This is a genomic window from Streptomyces sp. NBC_01439 (assembly GCF_036227605.1).
GTDB lineage: Bacteria > Actinomycetota > Actinomycetes > Streptomycetales > Streptomycetaceae > Streptomyces.
In genome coordinates, this window is record NZ_CP109487.1 from 7,191,623 (window position 1) to 7,215,497 (window position 23,875).

At 73.0% G+C, this 23,875-nt stretch carries 18 protein-coding genes; 15 read left to right on the forward strand and 3 right to left on the reverse strand.

Annotation, left to right across the window (positions count from 1 at the left end):
* The first annotated feature begins 195 nt into the window (after positions 1 to 195).
* A complete protein-coding gene (gene recN, locus OG207_RS32750; RefSeq protein WP_329108070.1) occupies positions 196 to 1,920 on the forward strand; it encodes a DNA repair protein RecN in 1,725 nt (574 codons plus the stop codon).
* Between the two features lie 203 nt (positions 1,921 to 2,123).
* A complete protein-coding gene (locus OG207_RS32755; protein WP_329103510.1) occupies positions 2,124 to 3,248 on the forward strand; it encodes a glycosyltransferase family 4 protein in 1,125 nt (374 codons plus the stop codon).
* 209 nt (positions 3,249 to 3,457) lie between these two features.
* Here OG207_RS32755 and OG207_RS32760 read toward each other — a convergent pair whose 3' ends face one another.
* The 3 genes from OG207_RS32760 to OG207_RS32770 all read right to left on the reverse strand — a co-directional run bounded on the left by OG207_RS32760 (position 3,458) and on the right by OG207_RS32770 (position 8,420).
* Complete coding sequence (locus tag OG207_RS32760) at positions 3,458 to 5,083, reverse strand: PucR family transcriptional regulator (RefSeq protein WP_329103512.1); 1,626 nt, start codon at positions 5,081 to 5,083, stop codon at positions 3,458 to 3,460.
* Positions 5,084 to 5,118: 35 nt separating this feature from the next.
* Complete coding sequence (locus OG207_RS32765; protein WP_329103514.1) at positions 5,119 to 6,501, reverse strand: FAD-binding oxidoreductase; 1,383 nt, start codon at positions 6,499 to 6,501, stop codon at positions 5,119 to 5,121.
* Between the two features lie 107 nt (positions 6,502 to 6,608).
* Positions 6,609 to 8,420, reverse strand: coding sequence for a glycoside hydrolase family 15 protein (locus OG207_RS32770; RefSeq protein WP_329108073.1), 1,812 nt, complete (start codon positions 8,418 to 8,420; stop codon positions 6,609 to 6,611).
* Between the two features lie 497 nt (positions 8,421 to 8,917).
* Here OG207_RS32770 and OG207_RS32775 point away from each other — a divergent pair, with 497 nt between their 5' ends.
* From OG207_RS32775 to OG207_RS32835, 13 genes are all read left to right on the forward strand, one after another.
* Positions 8,918 to 10,555, forward strand: a complete 1,638-nt coding sequence (locus OG207_RS32775; RefSeq protein ID WP_327386190.1) for a CTP synthase — start codon at positions 8,918 to 8,920, stop codon at positions 10,553 to 10,555.
* Between the two features lie 84 nt (positions 10,556 to 10,639).
* A complete protein-coding gene (locus OG207_RS32780) occupies positions 10,640 to 11,275 on the forward strand; it encodes an NUDIX hydrolase (protein ID WP_329108075.1) in 636 nt (211 codons plus the stop codon).
* A gap of 162 nt (positions 11,276 to 11,437) precedes the next feature.
* Complete coding sequence (locus OG207_RS32785; RefSeq protein ID WP_329103516.1) at positions 11,438 to 13,426, forward strand: tetratricopeptide repeat protein; 1,989 nt, start codon at positions 11,438 to 11,440, stop codon at positions 13,424 to 13,426.
* Between the two features lie 152 nt (positions 13,427 to 13,578).
* Complete coding sequence (gene ald / locus OG207_RS32790) at positions 13,579 to 14,694, forward strand: alanine dehydrogenase (RefSeq protein ID WP_329103518.1); 1,116 nt, start codon at positions 13,579 to 13,581, stop codon at positions 14,692 to 14,694.
* Between the two features lie 368 nt (positions 14,695 to 15,062).
* Positions 15,063 to 16,181, forward strand: a complete 1,119-nt coding sequence (locus OG207_RS32795) for a ParA family protein (RefSeq protein ID WP_329103520.1) — start codon at positions 15,063 to 15,065, stop codon at positions 16,179 to 16,181.
* Positions 16,166 to 16,687 carry a hypothetical protein gene (locus OG207_RS32800; RefSeq protein WP_329103522.1) on the forward strand — a complete coding sequence of 174 codons (522 nt, stop codon included), beginning with the start codon at positions 16,166 to 16,168 and terminating at the stop codon, positions 16,685 to 16,687. Before OG207_RS32795 ends, OG207_RS32800 begins: the two co-directional genes overlap by 16 nt.
* Positions 16,688 to 17,087: 400 nt before the next feature.
* Positions 17,088 to 18,344 (forward strand): segregation and condensation protein A, encoded by a 1,257-nt coding sequence (locus OG207_RS32805; RefSeq protein ID WP_329103524.1) that lies wholly within the window; start codon positions 17,088 to 17,090, stop codon positions 18,342 to 18,344.
* A 59-nt stretch (positions 18,345 to 18,403) separates the two neighbouring features.
* Positions 18,404 to 18,976, forward strand: a complete 573-nt coding sequence (scpB, locus tag OG207_RS32810) for an SMC-Scp complex subunit ScpB (RefSeq protein ID WP_402697250.1) — start codon at positions 18,404 to 18,406, stop codon at positions 18,974 to 18,976.
* On the forward strand, positions 18,976 to 20,313 hold the full coding sequence (locus tag OG207_RS32815; protein ID WP_329103528.1) for a pseudouridine synthase: 1,338 nt from the start codon (positions 18,976 to 18,978) through the stop codon (positions 20,311 to 20,313). The genes scpB and OG207_RS32815 overlap by 1 nt, the downstream gene beginning before the upstream one ends.
* A gap of 156 nt (positions 20,314 to 20,469) precedes the next feature.
* Positions 20,470 to 21,066 (forward strand): nicotinamide riboside transporter PnuC, encoded by a 597-nt coding sequence (gene pnuC / locus OG207_RS32820; RefSeq protein WP_329103530.1) that lies wholly within the window; start codon positions 20,470 to 20,472, stop codon positions 21,064 to 21,066.
* The gene (locus tag OG207_RS32825) at positions 21,063 to 22,142 is read left to right on the forward strand and encodes an AAA family ATPase (RefSeq protein ID WP_329103532.1); all 1,080 of its coding nucleotides are present in this window, start codon (positions 21,063 to 21,065) and stop codon (positions 22,140 to 22,142) included. The genes pnuC and OG207_RS32825 overlap by 4 nt, the downstream gene beginning before the upstream one ends.
* Positions 22,139 to 22,867: an NUDIX hydrolase gene (locus OG207_RS32830; protein WP_329103533.1), complete on the forward strand. Its 729-nt coding sequence runs from the start codon at positions 22,139 to 22,141 to the stop codon at positions 22,865 to 22,867. Before OG207_RS32825 ends, OG207_RS32830 begins: the two co-directional genes overlap by 4 nt.
* Positions 22,864 to 23,874, forward strand: coding sequence for an ADP-ribosylglycohydrolase family protein (locus OG207_RS32835; protein ID WP_329103535.1), 1,011 nt, complete (start codon positions 22,864 to 22,866; stop codon positions 23,872 to 23,874). Before OG207_RS32830 ends, OG207_RS32835 begins: the two co-directional genes overlap by 4 nt.
* Position 23,875 lies beyond the last annotated feature (1 nt).

Here is a 23,875-nt window from a genome sequence, read left to right on the forward strand (position 1 = left end):
CACGTGCGTGTCGTGGAGGTGCTGGACGGCGGCGAGTCGAATCGAGTCCGAAACGGTTCCGGGCGCCTATCCCCGTAGCACGATGGGGAGTTCGGCCGGGAGAGCATTAATAGCACACGCGTTCGGAGAATTCGGGGCGGGTGACGTCACATGGCACCCATGAAACCTCGGTATCGTCGTCCCGTGCTTGAGGAGATGCGGATACGGTCGCTCGGGGTCATCGACGACGCGGTGGTCGAGCTGTCGCCCGGATTCACCGCGGTGACCGGCGAGACCGGCGCGGGCAAGACGATGGTCGTCACCAGCCTCGGGCTGCTGCTCGGCGGTCGCGCCGACCCGGCCCTGGTACGGATCGGGGCCAAGGCCGCGGTGGTCGAGGGTCGCATCGTCATGCGCCCCGACGCCCCCGCCGCCGTACGCGCCGAGGAGGCCGGGGCCGAGCTCGACGACGGCGCCCTGCTGATCAGTCGGACCGTGTCCGCCGAGGGACGCTCGCGCGCCCACGTCGGCGGCCGCTCCGTGCCCGTCGGTCTGCTCGGCGAGCTCGCCGACGACCTGGTCGCCGTACACGGGCAGACCGACCAGCAGGGGCTGCTGCGCCCGGCGCGGCAGCGGCAGGCCCTCGACCGGTACGCCGGGGACGCCGTCGCCGTCCCGCTGGAGAAGTACGGCTCGGCCTACCGCAGGTTCCGTGCCGTCGCCGTCGAGCTGGAGGAGATCACCACCCGGGCCCGGGAACGGGCCCAGGAGGCGGACCTGCTGCGCTTCGGACTGGACGAGATCGCGGCCGTGGAACCGGTGGCCGGCGAGGACGTCGAACTCGCGGCCGAGGCGGAGCGGCTCGGGCATGCCGAATCACTGGCCTCGGCGGCGCAGCTGGCCCACGCCGCGCTCGCGGGCAACCCGGAGGACCCGGAGGCCATCGACGCGAACATGCTCGTCGCGGGCGCCCACCGGGCGCTGGAATCCGTACGCTCCCACGACCCGGCCCTCGGCGCGCTCGCCGAACGGATCGGGGAGCTCGGCATCCTGCTGTCCGACGTGGCCGGGGAACTGGCGGGCTACGCTGACGACCTGGACGCCGATCCGCTGCGGCTGGCCGCGGTGGAGGAGCGGCGGGCCGCCCTGACCCAGCTCACCCGCAAGTACGGCTCCGCGGGCACCGTGGACGCCGTGCTGGAGTGGGCCGAACAGAGCGCGGCACGGCTGCTGGAACTGGACGGCGACGACGAGCGGATCACCGAGCTGACCGCCGAACGCGACGGACTGCGCGGCGAACTGTCGCTGCTGGCACAGGCGTTGACGGACGCCCGGGTGGAGGCCGCGACCCGTTTCGCCTCCGCGGTGACGGCGGAGCTGGCCTCGCTGGCGATGCCGCACGCCCGCGTGACCATCGACGTCCGGCAGGCCGAGGATTCCGACGGAGTGGACGTGGACGGCCGCCCGGTCGCCTACGGCCCCTCGGGCGCGGACGAGGTGGAGCTGCTGCTGGCCCCGCACCCCGGTGCCCAGCCGCGGCCGATCGCCAAGGGCGCCTCGGGCGGTGAGCTGTCCCGGGTGATGCTGGCCGTCGAGGTCGTCTTCGCGGGCTCCGACCCGGTGCCCACCTACCTCTTCGACGAGGTCGACGCGGGCGTCGGCGGCAAGGCGGCGGTCGAGGTCGGCCGGCGGCTGGCCAAGCTGGCCAAGTCGGCGCAGGTCGTGGTCGTCACGCACCTGCCGCAGGTGGCGGCCTTCGCGGACCGGCAGCTGCTCGTCGAGAAGACCAATGACGGATCGGTCACCCGGAGCGGGGTCACCGTCCTGGAGGGCGAGGACCGGATTCGCGAGCTGTCGCGCATGCTCGCCGGCCACGAGGACTCGGTCTCGGCGCGGGCGCACGCCGAGGAACTGCTGGCGGCGGCGCGCGCGGACGCGTGAGGTACCCCGGCGCAGGCCCGGAACGCACCGCGTTCCGGGCCTCCGGCGCGCCCGCGCAGGCCCGGAGATAGCCCGTGTGGGTGAGGCTCGAGGGCGTCCTGCACCATCTCGTACGGGATCCGTACCCGTATGGTCCCGGAACGCGCGTGCGGACTGGCATTCTTGGCGACGTCTCTCACTCCCTCACCCTGGAGCTTCGGCCCGTGAGCAGCTCCCCGGTCTCCACCTCTCTCCCGGCCCAGCCCTACGGCCGGCCGCCGCTGCGCACCGTGCAAGTACTCGGCAGCGGTGCGGGCGCGAGCAGCAGCGCGCACGTACGCTCGCTCGCGACCGGCCTCGCCGCGCGCGGGGTACGGGTCACGGTGTGCGCGCCCGTCCAGGCGGAGGGGGAGTACGACTTCACCGGCGCCGGGGCGCAGTTCGCGCCCGACGCGGTCAGCGTGCTGCGGGCCGCATGTGCCGGGGCGGACCTCGTGCACGCGCACGGCGTGCGCGCCGGAATGCGCGCCGCCCTGGCCATACGGGGGCGCCGGGTGCCGCTGGTGGTGAGCTGGCACGGCGATGGCCCCACGGCGGCCGGTGCGCTCGGGCGGCTGGGCCGGATGCTGGAACGGCACGTGGCGCGGGCCGCGGCGGTGGTGCTCGGGGCCTCCTCGGACCAGGTGGACGCCGCGCGGCTGCGGGGCGCCAGGGACGCGCGGTTGGCCCCGGTGGCCCTGCCGGTGGGCACGGCGGGTGCAGAGGCGGCGGCCGACCCCGGCAAGGTGCGGGCGGAACTGGGCGTGGTGGAACGGCCGCTGCTGATCGCCGTCGGCAGCCTGGTGCCGCACCGCGGGTACTCCGTACTGCTCGATGCGGCACGGGAGTGGCGCGGCCTGGACCCGGCGCCGCTGCTGGTGATCGCGGGGGAGGGGCCGCTCCGGGCTGAGCTCGCCCGGCGGATCGAGGCGGAGGGGCTTCCGGTACGGCTGTTGGGGCGCCGCCGGGACGCGGCGCAGCTGCTGGCGGCGGCGGACCTGGCGGTCCTGCCGAGCCGCTGGGAGGCGCGGGCACTGCTGGCGCAGGAGGCGCTGCGGGTGGGCGTGCCGCTGGTGGCCACGGCGGTGGGCGGTGTCCCGGAGTTGGTGGGCGACGGTGCGGTACTGGTCCCGCCGGGGGAGGCGGGGGCCCTCGCCTCGGCCGTGACCGGCCTGCTGGCCGACCCGGACCGCCGGGCCGCGCTGGCGGCCGCGGGGCGCGTCCAGGCCGCGACGTGGCCGTCGGAGGACGACACCGTCGCACAGGTCCTGTCCGTCTACGACGAACTGATGGAACGTACCCGCCGCTAGCCTCCCGGCGGGGTAGCGGTGGTCCGGGCGGCGCGCCGTTTCGGGGGCTCCGCCCCCGCACCCCCGCGCCTCGATCGCCGGCGGGGCTCAACTTGAGCCCCGCCGGCGATTGAGGCGCGGGTTCGGGCAGAGCCCGGGGAACGGTGGAAGGGCAGGTAGGGGTACGAAGCCCGGGAGGCGCGCTAGCGCCGAGCGGTGCGAGGACGGCGTCAAGAAGCGGAAGGGGTGTGGCGGCGGGCGCGGAGGGCCAGGCTCAGGGAGAGGACCGTCTCGGGGTCGTCCAGGTCGGTGCCCAGGAGTTCCGAGATGCGGGCCAACCGGTTGTACAGCGTCTGCCGGTTCAGATGGAGCTCGCGCGCCGTCTCCGCCTTGCGGCCCGCGTGGGCCAGGTACGTCTCCAAGGTGGGCAGGAGCGGCGGGCGCGACGTCGTGTCGTGCGTGCGGAGCGGTCCGATCGCCCGGTCCACGAAGGCGGCCAGGTCGGGATGTTCGCGCAGCCGCCACAGCAGCAGGTCGATGTCCAGGCGGCGCGCGTCGTACCAGGGGCGTGCCGGTAGGCCGTGGGCCGCCGTCGCGGTCTCCGCGGCGTGGCGCAGGCCCGCCGAGGCCGCGGCCCAGCCACCCGCCACGCCGACGACCACGGCCGGCGGCGCGTCGGCCCGGTCCAGGCCCGCCCGTTCGACGCCCGCCCGGAGCGCGGCCGAGACCCGGTCCGCCACCGCCGTGCGCTCCGACTCCGCGCGCAGGGAGACCAGCAGCGGCACCCGGCCCTCGACCGGGCGGACGCCCAGCAGGACCGGGACCCCGACGGACGACAGCTCCTCCAGCACCGCGCGGGCCAGGACGGCCCAGTTCCCGGACGGTCCGAGGTCCGAGGACAGCCGCATCACCACCGGCAGCAGCGGTCCGCCGCCCGGCTTGAAGCCCAGGACCCGGGCCTGTCCCGGTGCGTCCTCCGCCGAGATGCGGCCCTCCGCCAGGTCCGTCAGGAAGTCGCCGCGGCCGCGCGCCGCCAGCTCCTCCTCCTGCCGCGCCTGCATCAGGACGACGGCCAGGACACCCGCCGTGCGTTCGGCCGCCATCCGGTGCACCGGGAGCAGCGGGGCCGAGACGCCGACCAGGACGAGCCGGGCCCGGACCGAGCCGGTGCCGTGGCCGCCGCCCGGTACGTCGACCACCACCGTGTTCGTGGCGGGTTCGGCCTCGCGCTGGCCGCGGAGGCCCTCCCACACCTGGAGCGGGTCCGCGCCCGCGTCCCCGGCCGCGCTGCCGGCCGCGTACAGGAGTTGCCCGTCGGGGGTCTCCAAGAACACCGGGTTCCCCGTGAGGTCGGCCAGGATCCGCAGGACCTGGGGGATGCCCCCACCGCCCAGTAGCGCCTCCGTACAGCGCCGGTGGACCTCCTCGGCCCGCTGGAGCAGTGCGTAGTGGTGGTTGACGATCTCGGTGTGGACCTCCTCCGTGACCGCCACGAAGGGGACCTCCCGGTGGAGCTGGACCAGGGGCAGCCCCGCCGACCGCGCGGTCTCCACCAGGGTCGCCGGCAGCCGGGTGAAGCGCGGGCCCAGTTCGACCACGAGCGCGGCGATCCCGCGGTCCGCGAGGCGGCGGACGAAGGCCCGCTGCTCGGCCGGCCGGGTGCCGAGGCCCAAGCCCGTGGTCAGCAGCAGCTCACCTCCCTTGAGCAGGGAGGCGATGTTCGGCACCTCGCCCGCGTGCACCCAGCGGACGGTCCGGCCCAGGCGGTCGGCGCAGGCCACCACCTCCGGCAGTCCGCCGCGCAGCCCGGGCAGTTCCAGTGCCCGCTGAACCGTGATCCCGCCCTGGTTCTCCATAGCGCGGGACGCTACCGGCCGATCCGTCTCCATCGTCAGGCGGGCTGGATGTTGTGGTTGAAGCGGAAGATGTTGTCGGGGTCGTACTGGCGCTTGAGCGCGCCCAGCCGCTGCATGTTCTCGCCGCCGAGGCCCGAGACCACCCGCTCCACGCCCTCGTCCCCGGTGAAGTTGAGGTAGACCGCGCCGGTGCTCCACGGCCGGGCGTCGGCGCGGACGTCCTTGACCCACTGCCGGCAGCGCTCGTCGTCGGCCGGGTCCTCCCAGATCCCGAACGGGTGCACCGCCCACGGCGAGTCGCGGTACGGCACCGGGTAGTCGGCCGGGCCGGACGCCACGGCGCCGCCCTGCGGGAAGACCAGGTGCTGGGTGCCGGTCGGTACCGGCATGGCCTCGGCGCGGGCGCAGAAGACGTCCACGAACGCGTCGGGACAGCCGGTGAGGTACTCGGCCGACCAGTAGTTCCGCATGCCCGGCGGGTCGTCGATCATGCACTGGAGGTCGGCGTACGGGATGGCCGTGACGATCTCCGACTCGTGGGGGATCGCCAGCAGCGGTTCGGCCAGCCGCCGCATCTCGTCCTCGGGGCCCGCGTACGTCAGCAGCGCCCCGGCCAGCAGCCGCCCGACCAGGTGCTGCGGGACGAACTCTTCGGGCGGGCCGGTGAGGTAGAGGGCTGCGCCCGAGGCCTCGGGCGGCGCGGCCTCGATGACGTCCCGGTACGTACGGACCACCTCGGGCCCGCGCTCCGGCAGGTACAGCAGGAACGCGATCGACATGGCGGGCAGTTCGTACAGCCGCAGGGTCAGCGAGGTGGCGACGCCGAAGTTCCCGCCGCCGCCGTGCAGCCCCCAGAACAGCTCCGGGTGCTCCTCCGCGGTCGCGTGGACGACCTCGCCCTCGGCGGTGACCAGGTCCACGCCCAGCAGGTTGTCCACGGCCAGGCCGAACTTCCGGTCCAACCAGCCGCTGCCGCCGCCCAGCACGTACCCGCCGACGCCGGTGGTGGAGGCGCGGCCGCCGGTCGTCGCCAGTCCGTAGGGCTCGCAGGCCCGGTCCAGGTGGCTCATGGTGGCCCCGCCCTCGACGTGCGCGGCCCCGGCCGCCGGATGGACCGTCACCTCGTGCATCCGGCGCAGGTCCACGACGAGGCCGCCGTCGTTGAGGGACATCCCGGCCACGCTGTGCCCGCCGCCGCGCACGGCGATGTTCAGGTCCAGTTCCCTCGCGAACCGGACCGCGGTCACCACGTCCGCCGTGCTCTCGCACTGGGCGATGACGGCGGGTCTGCGGTCGATCATCGCGTTGAAGAGGGTCCGGGCCTCGTCGTACCCCGGATCCTCCGGAGCGAAGACCCCGCCGGACAGATCCTCGCGGAGCGCGGTCAGGGCCGCGCCCGCCTTCGACAGGGGAGCCATGGCTGCCCCCTTCCACCGGAGGGAGGGCATAGGACACTTCCAGCGTAGGCGCGGACGATCACCGGGGCGCGGCGAGAAGGTCCGCGGCCCCGGCGGGTCGACCGGTATCAGCCGCCGTACGCCCCGCTGGCCGTCAGCCGCAGGGCCGTGTCGATCAGCGGAACGTGACTGAAGGCCTGCGGGAAGTTCCCCACCTGCCGCTGGAGCCGCGGGTCCCACTCCTCCGCGAGCAGGCCCAGGTCGTTGCGGAGCGACAGCAGCCGCTCGAACAACCGCCGGGCCTCGTCCACCCGGCCGATCATCGCCAGGTCGTCGGCCATCCAGAACGAGCAGGCCAGGAAGGCTCCCTCGTCGCCCTCCAGGCCGTCCACGCCGGCCTCCTCGCCCGCCGTCGGGTAGCGCAGGATGAAACCGTCGGGCGTGGACAGCTCGCGCTGGATCGCCTCGATGGTGCCGATGACCCGCTTGTCGTCCGGCGGCAGGAAGCCCATCTGCGGAATCAGCAGCAGGGAGGCGTCCAGTTCCTTCGACCCGTACGACTGGGTGAAGGTGTTGCGCTCCTTGTCGTAGCCCTTCTCGCACACGTCCTGGTGGATCTCGTCGCGCAGCTCGCGCCACCGCTCCAGCGGGCCGTCCGCGTCGCCGCTCTCGATCAGCTTGATCGTGCGGTCCACGGCCACCCAGGCCATCACCTTCGAGTGCACGAAGTGGCGGCGCGGGCCGCGCACCTCCCAGATGCCCTCGTCCGGCTGGTCCCAGTGGGTCTCCAGGTAGCGGATCAGCTTGAGCTGGAGCAGCGAGGCGTAGTCGCTGCGGGCGAGCCCGGTCATGTGGCCCAGGTGCAGGGCCTCGGTGACCTCGCCGTACACGTCGAGTTGGAGCTGGCCCGCGGCGCCGTTGCCGACGCGGACCGGGCGGGAGTTCTCGTAACCGGGCAGCCAGTCCAGCTCGGTCTCGCCGAGCTCCCGCTCGCCCGCGATCCCGTACATGATCTGCAGGTTCTCCGGGTCGCCGGCGACCGCGCGCAGCAGCCACTCGCGCCAGGCCCGGGCCTCCTCGCGGTATCCGGTGCGCAGCAGCGAGGAGAGGGTGATGGCCGCGTCCCGCAGCCAGGTGTAGCGGTAGTCCCAGTTCCGGACCCCGCCGATCTCCTCGGGGAGGGAGGTGGTGGGCGCGGCGACGATCCCGCCCGTGGGGCCGTACGTGAGCGCCTTGAGGGTGATCAGCGAGCGGATCACGGCCTCCCGGTACGGTCCGTGGTAGGTGCACTGGTCGACCCACTCGCGCCAGAAGTCGGTGGTCGACTCCAGGGCCGCTTCGGCGTCGGGGGTTTCGGGCGCGTCGCGGTGCGAGGCCTGCCAGCTGATGCTGAAGGCCTTCCGGTCGCCGGGGCCGACGGTGAAGTCGGAGTACGTGGTCAGGTCCTCGCCGTAGGTCTGCGCGTCGGAGTCCAGCCAGACCGAGTCGGGGCCGGCCACGGCCACGGTGCGCCCGTCGACCCGGTGCACCCACGGCACGACCCGCCCGTAGCTGAAACGCATGCGCAGTGCCGAGCGCATCGGCACGCGCCCGCTGACGCCCTCCACGATGCGGATCAGCTGCGGCGCGTGATCCTCTCGGGGCGGCATGAAGTCGATCACGCGGACCCTGCCGCGCGGGGTGTCCCACTCCGATTCCAGCACGAGCGAGTCACCGCGGTAGCGGCGGCGGGTCGCGCGCGGGGCCTCGGTGCCCTCCGGGAACGCCGGGCCGATCCGCCAGAACCCGTGATCCTCGGTGCCGAGAATGCTCGCGAACACGGCATGCGAGTCGAAGCGTGGCAGGCACAGCCAGTCCACGGCTCCGTCCCGGCAGACCAGTGCTGCGGTCTGCATGTCCCCGATCAGTGCGTAATCCTCGATGCGCCCGGACACGTGCATCTCCAGTCGAACGGCCACGTCCGCCCCGAAGGGCGCTTGCATTGCGCGGTTGCGCGGTCACCTGTGTGCAGGGATCCCCGCGTGAGCCCATGATTCCGTATATCGGCTCGGTTAGGCCGTCTGACGGACTGCCCGGCGGTGATGTGTGCAATATCCGAGCAGGATATGACGGCACCCTAGTGATCTCCGTGAGCCTGTGGAGAATGCGGTTGGGCCGAACGGGTGAGCAGCGGCGATACCGCCCCGGCGCACTTCGCCGCCCCCGGGCCGGGCGCGTGCGCCGCGCGCCCGGAGGCGGACCGCTCCGGGCGCTGATAGGCTGGTACCCCGTGGACCGGTGGTCTGCCTGTGCGAATCAGGAGCCCCGAAACCGCAGCTTCGGCGCCCCCTGAGACCCTTCCGGATCGACGGTGGCCGGCGCCGGACGCACCTCACCTCGCGACCACGGGAGCCCCCTCTTGGCGACGCCGCCCGCTGCTTTTCGAAACAGCACAGCCATGACGACCAAGCACATCTTCGTCACCGGGGGTGTCGCTTCCTCCCTCGGCAAGGGCCTGACGGCCTCCAGCCTGGGTGCGCTGCTGAAGGCGCGCGGTCTGCGGGTCACGATGCAGAAGCTCGACCCCTACCTGAACGTCGACCCCGGCACCATGAACCCGTTCCAGCACGGCGAGGTGTTCGTCACCAACGACGGCGCCGAGACCGACCTGGACATCGGCCACTACGAGCGCTTCCTCGACGTCGACCTCGACGGCTCGGCCAACGTCACCACCGGCCAGGTCTACAACACGGTCATCGCCAAGGAGCGCCGCGGCGAGTACCTCGGTGACACCGTGCAGGTCATCCCGCACATCACCAACGAGATCAAGCACCGCATCCGCCGCATGGCGACCGACGACGTCGACGTCGTCATCACCGAGGTCGGCGGCACCGTCGGCGACATCGAGTCGCTGCCGTTCCTGGAGACCGTCCGCCAGGTCCGCCACGAGGTCGGCCGCGACAACGTCTTCGTCGTGCACATCTCGCTGCTCCCCTACATCGGCCCCTCCGGTGAGCTCAAGACCAAGCCGACCCAGCACTCGGTCGCGGCCCTGCGCAACATCGGCATCCAGCCCGACGCCATCGTGCTGCGCGCCGACCGTGACGTCCCCACCTCCATCAAGCGCAAGATCTCGCTGATGTGCGACGTGGACGAGGCGGCCGTGGTCGCGGCGATCGACGCCAAGTCGATCTACGACATCCCCAAGGTCCTGCACACCGAGGGCCTGGACGCGTACGTCGTGCGCAAGCTCGACCTGCCGTTCCGCGACGTCGACTGGACGGTGTGGGAGGACCTGCTCGACCGGGTCCACAACCCCGACCACGAGGTCAAGGTCGCGCTCGTCGGCAAGTACATCGACCTGCCCGACGCCTACCTGTCGGTGACCGAGGCGCTGCGCGCCGGCGGTTTCGCCAACAAGGCCCGGGTCCAGATCAAGTGGGTCACCTCCGACGACTGCAAGACCCCGGCCGGCGCGGCGGCGGTGCTCGGCGACGTGGACGCGATCTGCGTGCCCGGCGGCTTCGGCGACCGCGGCGTCAACGGCAAGGTCGGCGCGATCACCTACGCCCGCGAGAACAAGATCCCGCTGCTCGGCCTGTGCCTGGGCCTGCAGTGCGTGGTCATCGAGGCCGCGCGCAACCTCGCGGGCATCGAGGACGCCAACTCCACCGAGTTCGACGCCTCCACCCCGCACCCGGTCATCTCGACCATGGAGGAGCAGCTGGCCTTCGTCGAGGGCGCGGGCGACCTGGGCGGCACCATGCGCCTGGGCATGTACCCGGCGAAGCTCGCCGAGGGCTCCATCGTGCGCGAGGTCTACGGCGACGAGGCCTACGTGGACGAGCGCCACCGCCACCGCTACGAGGTCAACAACGCCTACCGCGGCGAGCTGGAGAAGAAGGCGGGCCTCGTCTTCTCCGGCACCTCCCCGGACAACAAGCTCGTCGAGTACGTCGAGTACCCGCGCGAGGTGCACCCCTACCTGGTGGCCACCCAGGCCCACCCGGAGCTGCGCTCGCGCCCGACGCGTCCGCACCCGCTGTTCGCCGGCCTGGTGAAGGCTGCCGTGGAGCGGCAGCAGTCCGCGAAGTGAGAGCCTGACCGCATAACGTAGGCAGCCGGGACACGGATCGTGTCCCGGCTGTCGCGTTTCTCGGGGAAGGTATCGGCCATGGCCATGGGCAACGACATCGTGGACACACCGGAGTCGTGGGAGGTCGTCGCCTCGCGGACCCCGTTCGAGGGCGCGAAGACGTCCGTCCGCTCGGACCAGGTCCGGATGCCCGACAGCTCGGTGGTGCGCCGCGACTACCAGGTGCACCCGGGCTCGGTGTGCGTCCTCGCCCTCGACGAGGAACAGCGGGTGCTGGTCCTCAAGCAGTTCCGCCACCCGGTGCGGCACCGGCTGTGGGAGCTCCCGGCCGGGCTGCTGGACGTACCCGGCGAGAACCCGCTCCACGCGGCCCAGCGGGAGCTGTACGAGGAGGCGCACGCCAAGGCGGGCGAGTGGCGGGTGCTGGCCGACTTCTTCACCTCGCCCGGCGGATCCGACGAGGCCGTCCGGATCTTCCTCGCACGGGATCTGGCAGAGGCCGAGGGGGAGCGGTACGAGGTCTCCGAGGAGGAGGCGGACATGGAGATCGCCCGGGTTCCGCTCGCGGACCTGGTCCGCGGGGTCCTGGCGGGCGAACTGCACAACCCCGGGCTGGTGACCGGAGTGCTGGCCCTCGCCGCGGCCCTCGCCTCCGAAGGCGGCATCGAGGCCCTGCGCCCGGCCCTCGCCCCCTGGCCGGCCCGCCCCTACGAGGCGTAGGGCACGTCCGCGCGGTCCCGGCCGCGCGCACCGCGCGAGCGGCGAGTGAAAAATAGGTCCATCTGCTGATCCGATCGGGGGATTTGTCCGCCACGCTCCACCCGGGTCGTCGCTCTGCGTGAACTACGCTCGCAATCCGGTGGCAGGGAGAGGAGCGGATCCGTGGCGGATTTCGTCGGGCGGCGGCGTGAGCTCAAGGAGCTGCGCGAGGACATCGCGCGGACCGGGCTCGACACCCTCTCCGGCCGCAAGGCCAAGGCGCCCCGGGCCCGGGTCCTGCTGGTCGCCGGGCGGCCGGGCTCCGGGCGCACGGCCCTCGCCGAGGCCTTCGTGCACGAGGTCGCCGAGGAGTACCCCGACGGAGTGCTCCGCACCCGACTCACCGCCCCCGGCGGGGACACCGTGGCCACCGAGCGGGCCGTCCGGAGCCTGCTGGAGGGACTGGGGCGGCCCACCCCGCCCGGGGCCGGTGAGGACGAACTGAGCTCCGCGCTGCGCGCCGCCCTCGAAGGCCGCCGGGCGATCATCCTGGTCGACGACGCCGCCGATCCCCAGCAGGTGGACGCCCTGCTCCCGGACACCCCCGAGTGCCTCGTCGTGGTCACCGCCGAAGGGCCGCTCACCGGGATCCCCGACGTCCGGCCCTGCACCCTCGGCGGACTCGACACCCCCTCCGCCGTGGAACTGCTCGTCCAGCGCATCGGCGACACCCGGGTCACCGCCGACCCCCGGGCCGCCGAGGCCCTCGCCGAGGAGTGCGGGGGCCAGCCCGCCGCGCTCGTCCTCGTCGGCGGATGGCTCGCCGCCCACCCCAAGGCCGCCGTCGCCGACGTGGCCAAGCAGCTCCACGACATGCCGGCCACCACCGGCGGCCCGCTCGCCCGCGGCTTCCGACTGGTCTACGAGTCCCTGCCGCAGCCCGCCCAGCGGACCCTGCGGCTGCTGCCGCTCGCGCCGGCCGGCATCGTCGACTCGCACACCGCCTCCGCCCTCGCCGGCTGCTCCGTCGCCGCCGCCCAGTCCACCCTGGACGACTTCGCCGGGCTGGGCCTCGTCCGCCCCGCCGGCGACGGCCTCTTCCTGTTGCCCGGCTGCCTCGCGCCGCTGCTCCAGGCGCTCCTGGAGGCCAAGGAGCGCCCCGCCGAGGTCCAGCTGGCCCGGGCCCGGATGTTCGAGCGCACCGTACGGCTGCTGCACTCCTGCCGGGCCATGGCCGAGGCCGAGGAGCCCGGGGTGGACGCCGCCGTGGACGACGACCTCCGCGAGCTGCTGGACGGCCTGCCGCGCGCCCTGCGCTTCCCCGACCGACGGGCCGCCGCCACCTGGCTGGACACCCGGCTGCCCGCGCTCACCGCGGCCGCCTCGCTGGCCGTGGCCGACGGCGGGCTGGACACGCTGGCCCGCCGACTGGTCGCGGCCCTCGTGCGGGCGCTGGCGGACCACCGGGGCACGGCCGGGGCCGCCCCCGAGCTGTACGGGCTGCACCGCCTGGTCCTGGACGTGGCCGAGCGCCGTCACCTGCACCGGGAGCAGGCCGCCGCGCTGCTGAACCTGGCCGACCTGGACGCCTCGACCGGCCGTACCCAGGAGGCCCTGGAGCGCTACCGGGCCGCGCTGGACGCCGGACGGGCGGCGGGCGATCCGTACGCGACGGGCCGCGCGATGGAATCCGTAGGGGGTGCCTACCAGGAGCTGGCGGACTGGCACCGGGCCTCCGACTGGTTCGGCCGGGCGCTCTCCCAAGCCCTCGCACGGGGCGAGCGTGCGGACGAGGCCCGGCTGTACGGGCGGCTCGGGAACGTCCACACCTACGCGGGGCGGTACGGGGACGCGCTGCGCAGCTGGCGGGCGGCCGCCGCGGGCTACCGGAAGCTCGCCGATGTGCCCGGTCAGGCAAAGGCGTTGAGCGAGATGGCGCGGGTCCAGGAGTACGCCGGCCGGCCCGAGGAATCCCTGCACACCTGCCGTGAGGCGGTGGAGCTGGCCCGCCGGGCGGGTGACCAGCGACTTCAGGCCGCACTGCAGGTCCGGCTGGCCGACACGCTGGACAGGCTGGGGGACCCCGCAGCTGCCAGGCTGCACCGCTCCGCAGCCGACAGATTGCTGGGAGATGACCCCGCAGCCTGCGAAATCCGTAGTGCTTCCGACTAAGATTATTGGTTTGCAAGGCTAGACAGCGACTCATCCTTCATTAGACTGGGTTCACCGCGGCTTCCCGTGGTGCATCCCGTTGCGCGTTCTTGTGGGCGGGTATGTATGGAAGTGCCCCGTAATATCCCCTGAGCCAAGGACCGTGATCGACGATGAAGGTCGGCATCCCCCGCGAGGTCAAGAACAACGAGTTCCGGGTCGCCATCACGCCCGCCGGCGTGCATGAGCTGGTCCGCAGCGGCCACCAGGTCTTCATCGAGCAGAACGCCGGTGTGGGCTCCTCGATCACGGACGCCGAGTACGTCTCGGCCGGTGCCGAGATCCTCGGCACCGCCGACGAGGTCTGGGCCACCGCCGACCTGCTGCTCAAGGTCAAGGAGCCCATCGCGGAGGAGTACCACCGCCTCCGCAAGGACCAGACGCTCTTCACCTACCTGCACCTGGCGGCCTCCCGCGAGTGCACGGACGCCCTGCTGGAGTCCGGCACCACCGCCATCGCGTACGAGACGGTCGAGCTCGCCAACCGCGCGCTGCCGCTGCTCGCCCCGATGTCCGAGGTTGCGGGCCGGCTGGCCCCGCAGGTCGGCGCCTACCACCTGATGCGCTCGGCCGGCGGCCGCGGCGTCCTCCCGGGCGGTGTCCCCGGCACCCACGCCGGCGAGTGCGTCGTCATCGGCGGCGGCGTCTCCGGCTGGAACGCCGCGCAGATCGCCATCGGCATGGGCTTCCACGTGACCCTGCTGGACCGCGACATCAACAAGCTCCGCGAGGCCGACAAGATCTTCGGTACGAAGATCAAGACGATCGTCTCCAACGCCTACGAGCTGGAGAAGGCCGTCGTCGAGGCCGACCTCGTCATCGGCGCGGTGCTGATCCCGGGTGCGAAGGCCCCGAAGCTGGTCACCAACGAGCTCGTCGCCAAGATGAAGCCCGGAAGTGTCCTTGTCGACATTGCGATCGACCAGGGCGGCTGCTTCGAGGACTCCCGTCCGACCACTCACGCCGAGCCGACCTTCCAGGTCCACAACTCGGTCTTCTACTGCGTCGCCAACATGCCGGGCGCGGTGCCGAACACCTCCACCTACGCGCTGACGAACGCCACGCTGCCCTACATCGTGCAGCTCGCGAACCTCGGCTGGGTCGAGGCGCTGCGTCGTGACCCCGCGCTCGCGCTGGGCCTCAACACCCATGACGGCCAGGTCGTTTACGGTCCCGTCGCCGAGGCCCACGGCCTCGAGACCCTCGAGCTGAGCACGCTGCTCGGCTGACACGTCAACGACTGACGTCAATCTCACGTATCCGGCCGGACCTTGCCCGCAAGGTCCGGCCGGCCGCGTTTGCGCGGCGCCCCGAGCCCCCGCTCAACTCGCCTCGAACGTAACCCTTTAACCCTTTCGCACACCCGCGAAACTTCGCAGCGACAGCTCGTGCGCCCTTGACAGAGCGGTGTTCGGTTGCCGACACATCGTGCCGGGTCCGGCGGATTGTGTTGCCGCTGGGCGGTGACACGCCATAGAGTCGCCAACCGTCGGCATGGTGCCACGCTGACCTATCGATAAGTGTCCTGGTCACGTCCGAGGAGGTAAGACGACTTGTGAATGAGTCGACATTTGCTCCTGGGGGTGGTCGAGCAGGGATGCCTGAGCGGGGCCAGAGCCCTACCGGGCTCGAAGCCGTCGGCTCCGTCGCAGTACGCACCTTCGCAAACCACCAGCACATGACGACGCCCCAAAAGAGCATGGACGGCCTAGACGTGAACTCCAGGGCCGGCGACCTGAGCGGCGAAAAGCCCGTGGGTTTCGCCGACTACGACAATGTGCCCGAAGGGCACTTCTACGACCCCGACGCGGAGTACGAACCGGACCCCGAGTACGCGGCCACCCTCGCCCCCGACGCTGCCCGTCAGCGCCGTGAGCGGATCGGCCCGACCGGACGCCCGCTCCCGTACTTCCCGATTCCGGGTCCGCTGACCGACCACGGTCCAGCGAAGATCATCGCGATGTGCAACCAGAAGGGCGGCGTGGGCAAGACCACGTCGACCATCAACCTGGGTGCCGCGCTCGCCGAGTACGGGCGCCGCGTGCTGCTCGTCGACTTCGACCCGCAGGGCGCACTGTCCGTGGGTCTCGGCGTGAACCCGATGGAACTCGACCTGACGGTCTACAACCTGCTCATGGAGCGGGGCATGTCGGCCGACGAGGTGCTGCTCAAGACGGCGGTCCCGAACATGGACCTGCTGCCGAGCAACATCGACCTGTCCGCCGCCGAGGTGCAGTTGGTCAGCGAGGTCGCGCGCGAGTCCACCCTGCAGCGGGCCCTGAAGCCCCTGCTGGCCGACTACGACTACATCGTGATCGACTGTCAGCCCTCGCTCGGTCTGCTGACCGTGAACGCCCTGACGGCGGCTCACAAGGTCATCGTCCCGCTGGAGTGCGAGTTCTTCGCGCTGCGCGGCGTGGCGCTGCTGACCGAGACCATCGAGAAGGTGCAGGAGCGGCTCAACCCCGAGCTGGAGCTCGACGGCATCCTCGCCACGATGTACGACTCCCGTACGGTGCACAGCCGCGAGGTGCTGGCGCGCGTCGTCGAGGCCTTCGACGACCACGTCTACCACACGGTCATCGGCCGTACGGTGCGCTTCCCGGAGACCACGGTCGCCGGTGAGCCGATCACGACGTACGCGTCCAACTCCGTCGGCGCCGCCGCCTACCGCCAGCTGGCCAGGGAGGTGCTCGCCCGGTGTCACGCCGAGTGAGTCTGCCCGGAGCCGACGAACTGTTCCGTACGACCGGGGGGATGGCGCTCCAGTCGTCCTCGCCGCGGCGCGGGGTCGAGGAGACGCCCGCCGCAGAACACTCGGCCACCTCGGCCGAGGGCACGGCGGGCGAGGGCCGTGGCCGGGAGGCCGCGGACACCGGCGGGCCCGTCGTGGGGCAGCCCAGACGACCGCAGGAAGGTTCTGCCGGACCGGCCGGCGGCATGGGGTCCGCCCCGGCCGGCGCGGGCCGCCGGGGCAAGGGGCAGGGCCGGGGCGCGAACCGGCGCCCCAGCGGCCGCGAGCGCCACGACGAGAAGATCACGGTCTACGTCTCCGCCGAGGAGCTCATGGACCTGGAACACGCGCGGCTGGTGCTGCGCGGGGAGCACGGGCTGGCGGTGGACCGGGGCCGCATCGTCCGCGAAGCGGTCGCGGTCGTCCTCGCCGATCTGGAGTCCCGCGGCGACGCGAGCATCCTCGTACGGCGCCTGCGCGGCCGCTGACCGCCCTGCGGGCCCGCCCTCCCGGTGCCCCGGCCCGTCCGGACCGCGCGCGTGCCCTGGCTCGGCCTGCGGCCCGCCTTCCCGCCGCCCGGGGCCGCGTCCGGGCCGCCTGCGCGCCGCTCGGCCCGCGGCGCGCGCTCCCGGAGCCGGGCTCCGGCGGGCGTCCGCCCGGCGACCGGGCCTCCGGACGATCTGCGGCCCGCCCCCCTCCGGAGCTCCGCCCCGTCGCCGGGAGCCGCCCGCACGGGGCTCCGTACGGACGGGGGAACGCCGGTCCGGCGGTGCGGCGCCGTGTCGGGCGGTGGTCCGCCGGGGAGCGGGGAGGAACCCGTAGGCTGCTGGTGGCCGCGGCCCCGGCGCCCGGCCCTCCCCGCCGCCCCCGTGCACCTCCTGGACATCGATGCCCCTCCCCGCCGAATCCGGCCGACCGACCCGGCGCGTCCTGGGGCGCGGCCCCGGCGCCCCCGACGCGTCCCGGCGACCGGAGGCGTACGGCGCGGGAGCGGACCGCGAAGGTCCTGGAGCCCCCGAGAGCCCGGAGGCGCCCGAGGTTCCCGGAACCATCGAGGCCCACGGCCCCCACGAGACCTCCGAAGCCCCTGAGGCGCCCGCTGAGAGCCCCGCGCCGGCGGTGCGCGGTACCGAGCCGGAACGTTCCCCCGGGCCCGCAGACGGGCAGCAGGAGCATCCTGAGCCCGGTCCGGCCCCGGACGTCGAAGCCCGGGAAGCCGAGGTCCCGGACGCCGAAGCCCGGGACGCCGAGGGCTCGGCTGATGCTCCGCACCCGCACGCCCCGCGGGCCCGCGAGGCGGCGGCCGGTGATCCGGGCCAGGGCACCGACACCGCGAGCCCCACCGGCGGCGACGGCCGGTTCACCCTGCGGCTCGCCAACTTCGAGGGCCCCTTCGACCTGCTGCTCCAGCTGATCTCGCGGCACAAGCTCGACGTCACCGAGGTGGCGCTGTCCAAGGTCACCGACGAGTTCATGGCGCACATCCGCGCCATGGGGCCCGACTGGGACCTCGACCAGACCACCGAGTTCCTCGTCGTCGCCGCCACCCTCCTCGACCTGAAGGCAGCCCGGCTGCTGCCGGTCGCCGAGGTCGAGGACGAGGCGGACCTCGCCCTGCTGGAGGCCCGGGACCTGCTCTTCGCGCGACTCCTCCAGTACCGCGCGTACAAGCAGATCGCCGAGATCTTCGAGCGGCGCGCGGAGGCGGAGGGCAAGCGGTACCCGCGGACGGTCGGTCTGGAGCCGCACCACGCGGACCTGCTGCCCGAGGTCGTCATCAGCATCGGACCGGAGGGGTTCGCCCGGCTGGCCGTGAAGGCCATGCAGCCCAGGGCCAAGCCCCAGGTGTACGTGGACCACATCCACGCCCCCCTGGTCAGCGTGCGCGAGCAGGCCGGGTTGGTGGTGCGGATGCTGAAGGCGCGCGGGGAGGCCACCTTCCAGGAGCTCACCGAGGACGCCGGGGACACCCTCACCGTCGTCGCGCGCTTCCTGGCCCTGTTGGAGCTCTACCGGGAGAAGGTGGTCGTCCTCGATCAGGAGGAGGCGCTGCAGACCCTCACCGTGCGCTGGAGCGGCGGGGACGGCGACGGCATGCCGGCCGTGACCGACGAGTTCGACCAGATCGTGGAGGCGAAGGATTGAACGGCGACGTCAGCGCGGTGGCCGCGCTGGAGCTGAAGCCGGCCCTGGAGGCCGTGCTCATGGTCGTGGACGAGCCGGCCACCGAGGCGCACCTGGCCAAGGTGTTGGAGCGCACCCCGCGCGAGGTCGGGCAGGCGCTGCGGGAGCTCGCCGACGAGTACACGGCCGCGCGCCGGGGCTTCGAGCTGCGGTTGGTCGCCGGCGGCTGGCGGTTCTACACCCGGGCGGAGTACGCGCCGGCCGTCGAGGGCTTCGTACTGGACGGCCAGCAGGCCCGGCTCACCCAGGCGGCCCTGGAGACCCTGGCGGTTGTCGCGTACCGGCAGCCGGTGAGCCGATCGCGGGTCTCCGCGGTCCGCGGAGTCAACTGCGACGGGGTCATGCGGACCCTCCTCCAGCGCGGTCTGGTGGAGGAGGCGGGGACGGAACCCGAAACAGGTGCGATCCTGTACAGGACGACGAACTACTTTCTGGAGCGGATGGGCCTGCGCGGCCTGGACGAGCTCCCGGAGCTCGCGCCCTTCCTCCCCGAGGCGGACGCGATCGAAGCCGAGACGCAAGAAGGTGTGCCGTCGTTCGATCCGGACGCACCGGACACAGATGCAGACGACGACAAGACGACGGAACTTTGATGCGAAGCAGCGGCAACGGCAACGGTGGCGGCAACAGGAACAGCGGCGGCGGAGGCGGCGGGCGCGGTAACTCCCGCGGCGGCTCCTCCAGCGGCGGCGGTGGCTACCGCGGGAGCGGCTCCGGCGGTGGCAGCGGCTCCGGCGGCTCCCGTGGCGGCAGCTCCGGCGGCGGCTACCGGGGCGGCAGCTCTGGCGGCTCCGGCGGCTACCAGGGCGGCGGCTCCCGCGGCGGCAGCTCGGGCGGCGGCTACCAGGGCGGCTACCAGGGCGGCTCCGACTCGCGCGACCGCGACCAGCCGGCCCCCCGCATCCGCAACCCGCGTCCCGAGGAGCGCCGCTACGACGTAGGCCCCGAGGGCGAGCGCAGCGGACGCAGCGGCCCCAAGGCGGGCGGCGGCGGTGCCCGCGGCGCCGCGGCGCGCGGTGGCGCCAAGGGCGGTCCCCGGACCTCCAAGACCCCCGGCATCGGCGGCGCCGGCGGCCCGCGCAGCGGCCCCGGCAGCCGCAGCGGCCAGTCCCGCCCGCGCGAGCTGGACGCGCGGATCGAGGAGCGCGTGCGCGACCGGTACGCCGACAAGCCCGTGATCAAGACCCCGAAGACCTTCCCGGGCGCCGAGGCGGAGGGCGAGCGCCTGCAGAAGGTGCTCGCCCGCGCCGGCATGGGTTCGCGCCGCGCCTGCGAGGAGCTCATCGAGCAGGCCCGCGTCGAGGTCAACGGCGAGATCGTGCTGGAGCAGGGCAAGCGCGTCCAGCCGAAGGACGAGATCAAGGTGGACGGCCTGACCGTCGCCACCCAGTCGTACCTGTTCTTCGCGCTGAACAAGCCCGCCGGCGTCGTCTCCACCATGGAGGACCCGGACGGCCGCCAGTGCCTCGGCGACTACGTCACCAACCGCGAGACCCGGCTCTTCCACGTCGGCCGGCTCGACACCGAGACCGAGGGCATCATCCTGCTCACCAACCACGGTGAGCTGGCCCACCGCCTCACGCACCCGAAGTACGGCGTGAAGAAGACGTACGTGGCGGCCATCACCGGTCCGCTGCCGCGCGAGATCGGCAAGCGGCTCAAGGACGGCATCGAGCTGGAGGACGGCTACGCCCGCGCCGACCACTTCCGCGTCGTCGACCAGGTCGGCAAGAACTACCTGGTCGAAGTCACCCTCCACGAGGGCCGCAAGCACATCGTCCGCCGCATGATGGCGGAGGCCGGCTTCCCGGTCGAGAAGCTCGTCCGGACCTCCTTCGGTCCGATCGAGCTGGGCGACCAGAAGTCCGGCTGGCTGCGCCGCCTGACCAACACCGAGGTCGGCATGCTGATGCGCGAGGTCGGCCTCTAGTACGCAGGCCGGTCGCCGCGCAGGCGGCCGGTCCGATCCCAGAAAACCCGCGGTGCCCCAGGGCGCCGCGGGTTTTCTGCTTGTCGGGGACCCGCTCCACTGTTTATAGTCAACCTGACCATTAAATGTTCTGAGGGGGTCGCCATGAGTTGGAGCATGAGCTGGACCGAGGTGCTCGGCTTCGCCACCGGCGCCCTGTGCGTCTGGCTGGTCGCCCGGCAGCACGTGGCCAACTGGCCGATCGGGATCGCCAACAACGTCTTCTTCATCGTGCTCTTCGCCCAGGCCGGCCTCTACGCCGACGCCGGGCTCCAGATCGTCTTCATCGCCCTCGCCGCCTACGGCTGGTGGTCCTGGACCCACGGGGGTGGACCAGGATCCGCCGAGGCCCTGCCGGTGCGCCGCACCACGCGCACCGAATGGGCCGGGCTCGCCGCGGCGGGGGCGGTGGGGGTGCTCGCGCTCACCCTGCTGCTGGGCCGCGCCACCGATTCCACCGTCCCCTTCTGGGACGCGCTGACGACCGGGCTCTCGCTCGTCGCCACGTACGGGCAGTGCCGCAAGCTCGTCGAGTCCTGGTGGCTGTGGATCGCCGCCGACCTCGTCTACATTCCGCTCTACGCCCACAAGGGCCTCTACCTGACCTCCGCGCTCTACGTGGGCTTCCTCGCCCTGTGCGTGGTCGGACTCCTCGGCTGGCGGCGCACCCTGCCCGCGCGGGACGCCCGTACGGCGGCGGGGGCGACGGCATGAGGCGGCACGGGCACGGCCTCGTCCTCGGCAAGTTCTACCCGCCGCACGCCGGGCACCACCACCTCGTGCGCACCGCCCAGGACCAGTGCGAGCGGCTGACCGTGCTGGTGTGCGCGGCCTCGGTGGAGTCGGTCCCGCTCGCCGACCGGGTCGCCTGGATGCGCGAGGCGCACCCCGGGGCCGAGGTCGTCGGCGCGGTGGACGACATCCCGGTCGACCTGCACGACCCGCAGATCTGGGAGGCGCACATGGCCGTCTTCCGCGGCGCGGTCCCCGAACGGGTGGACGCCGTGTTCACCTCGGAGGAGTACGGCAGCGAGCTCGCCCGGCGGTTCGGCGCCGAGGAGGTCCTGGTGGACCGGGAACGGACGCTGTTCCCGGTGTCCGGAACGGCGGTGCGCAAGGACCCGGCCGGCTCCTGGGAGTTCCTGGGACCGGCCGTCCGGGCCGCCCTGACCCGGCGGGTCGTCGTCCTCGGCGCGGAGTCCACCGGGACCACCACGCTGTCGCGGGCCCTGGCGGACCACTACCGGCGGCGCGGCGGCGTATGGGCCAAGACGGGCTGGGTCGCCGAGTACGGGCGCCGGTACAGCGAGGACAAACTGGCGGCGGCCCGCGCCGCCGACCCGACCGCCTCCTGGGCGGACGTGTCCTTCACCTCGCAGGAGTTCCCGGTCATCGCGCGCCACCAGGACGCGGACGAGGAGCACGCGGCCCGGCTCGGCTCCCCGGTGCTGTTCTGCGACACCGACTCCTTCGCGACCGGGATCTGGCACGAGCGCTACACGGGCGGCCGCAACGCGGAGGTCGAGCGGATCGCCGACCTCACCCGGCGGGACCTGTACCTGCTCACCGACCACGCCGACGTGCCCTTCGAGGACGACGGGCTGCGGGACGGGGAGCACCTGCGGCCCTGGATGACCGAGCGGTTCCGGGCGGAACTGGAGCGCACCGGGAGGCGTTTCCTCGTCGTGCGCGGGGACCGGGCGGCCCGGCTGGAGGAGGCCGTCCGCGCCGTGGACGCCCTGCTGGCCGAGGGCTGGCACTTCACCGACCCCCTTCCGGAGAACCGATGACCGCCGGCTATGACCCCTACGCCTTCGAGCCGTTCGCGGTGACGGTCGACCTGGCCGTCTTCACCGTGCGCGGCGGAGCCCTGCACGTCCTGCTGATCCGGCGCGGCCAGGAACCGTACGCCGGGGCCTGGGCGCTGCCCGGTGGGTTCGTCCTGCCGCGGGAGTCCGCCGAGACCGCCGCGCGGCGCGAACTGGCCGAGGAGACCGGCCTGCCGGACCGGCTCGTGGCCGCACTCCACCTGGAGCAGCTGCGCACGTACAGCGAACCGGACCGGGACCCCCGGATGCGGGTGGTCTCCGTGGCCTTCACCGCCCTCGTCCCGGACCTGCCGGAGCCGGCGGCCGAGGGCGGCGGGGACGCGGCGCACGCCCGCTGGACCGCGCTGCACGAGGTCTCGGAACTGGCCTTCGACCACGCGGTGATCCTGGCGGACGCACGCGAGCGGATCGGCGCCAAGCTCGAGTACACCTGCCTGGCCACCGGCTTCTGCCCGCCCGAGTTCACCCTCGGCGAGCTCCAGTCCGTCTACGAGACCGTCTGGAACACCAGCCTCGACCGACCCAACTTCCGCCGCAAGGTCCTGGCGACGCCGGGCTTCGTCGAGGCCGTACCGGGCGCCGCCCGGCTGACCGGCGGCCGCGGCAAACCGGCCGCCCTCTACCGGCCCGGCCCGGCGACCACCCTCCACCCACCCCTGCTGCGACCGGAAGGATCCACCCGATGACCAAGCGAGCCGCGACGGGCGCCATGATCGGCCTGGCCCTGGGCGACGCCCTCGGCTTCCCGACCGAGTTCAACGACGTGCCCTCGATCCTGGCCAAGACGGGCCCCTGGCGGGAGATGGGCCTGCCGCGCCCGGCGATCGTCACGGACGACACCCAGATGACCCTCGCCCTGGCCCGCGGCATGCGCACGGCCGGCGAGCGGGGCCGGGTGGGGCCGCTGCGCCTGACCCGGCCGGTCCGCGAGGAGTTCGTCGACTGGTACCACTCCCCGGAGAACAACCGGGCCCCGGGCCGCACCTGCATGACGGCCTGCCGGCTGCTCAACGCCCCGGACCGGGACTGGCGCGACGCCAGCCAGATCGGCTCCAAGGGCTGCGGCGCCAACATGCGGGTGGTCCCGGTCGGGCTGGTGCCCGACTGGACCGAGGAGGAACGGGCCGGCGCCGCGCAGCTCCAGTCGGCCCTCACCCACGGACACCCGACGGCGCTCGCCGCCTCCGACCTGACCGCCCGGGCCGTGCACCTGCTGGCCGAGGGCACCGAGGTGACCGGGCTCGTCGGGCGACTGCGCTCGTACGCACTGGAGAACCGCACCCGCTACCACGAGCGCTGGCTCGGCGACCTGTGGATGCGGACCGCGTCCGACGCCTCCGCGGAGTCCTTCATCGCCCGGGGCTGGGACGAGTGCCTGGCGGTCCTCGACCGGCTCTCGGCCGCCCTGCGGTCCCCCTCCCCGGAGACCGACCCCTGCCTGACCACGGGCGACGGCTGGATAGCCGAGGAGGCCCTCGCCACCGCCCTGCACTGCTTCCTCCTCTTCCCCGACGAGCCGCTGACCGCGCTGCGCCGGGCCGCCTGCACGCGCGGCGACTCCGACTCCATCGCCTGTCTCGCGGGCGCCTTCGCCGGAGCCCACCTCGGCGCGGACGCCTGGCCCCGCGAGTGGGAGGGCCGCATCGAGTACCGGGACGAACTCCTGGCCTACGGCACCCTCTGGGACGATTGAT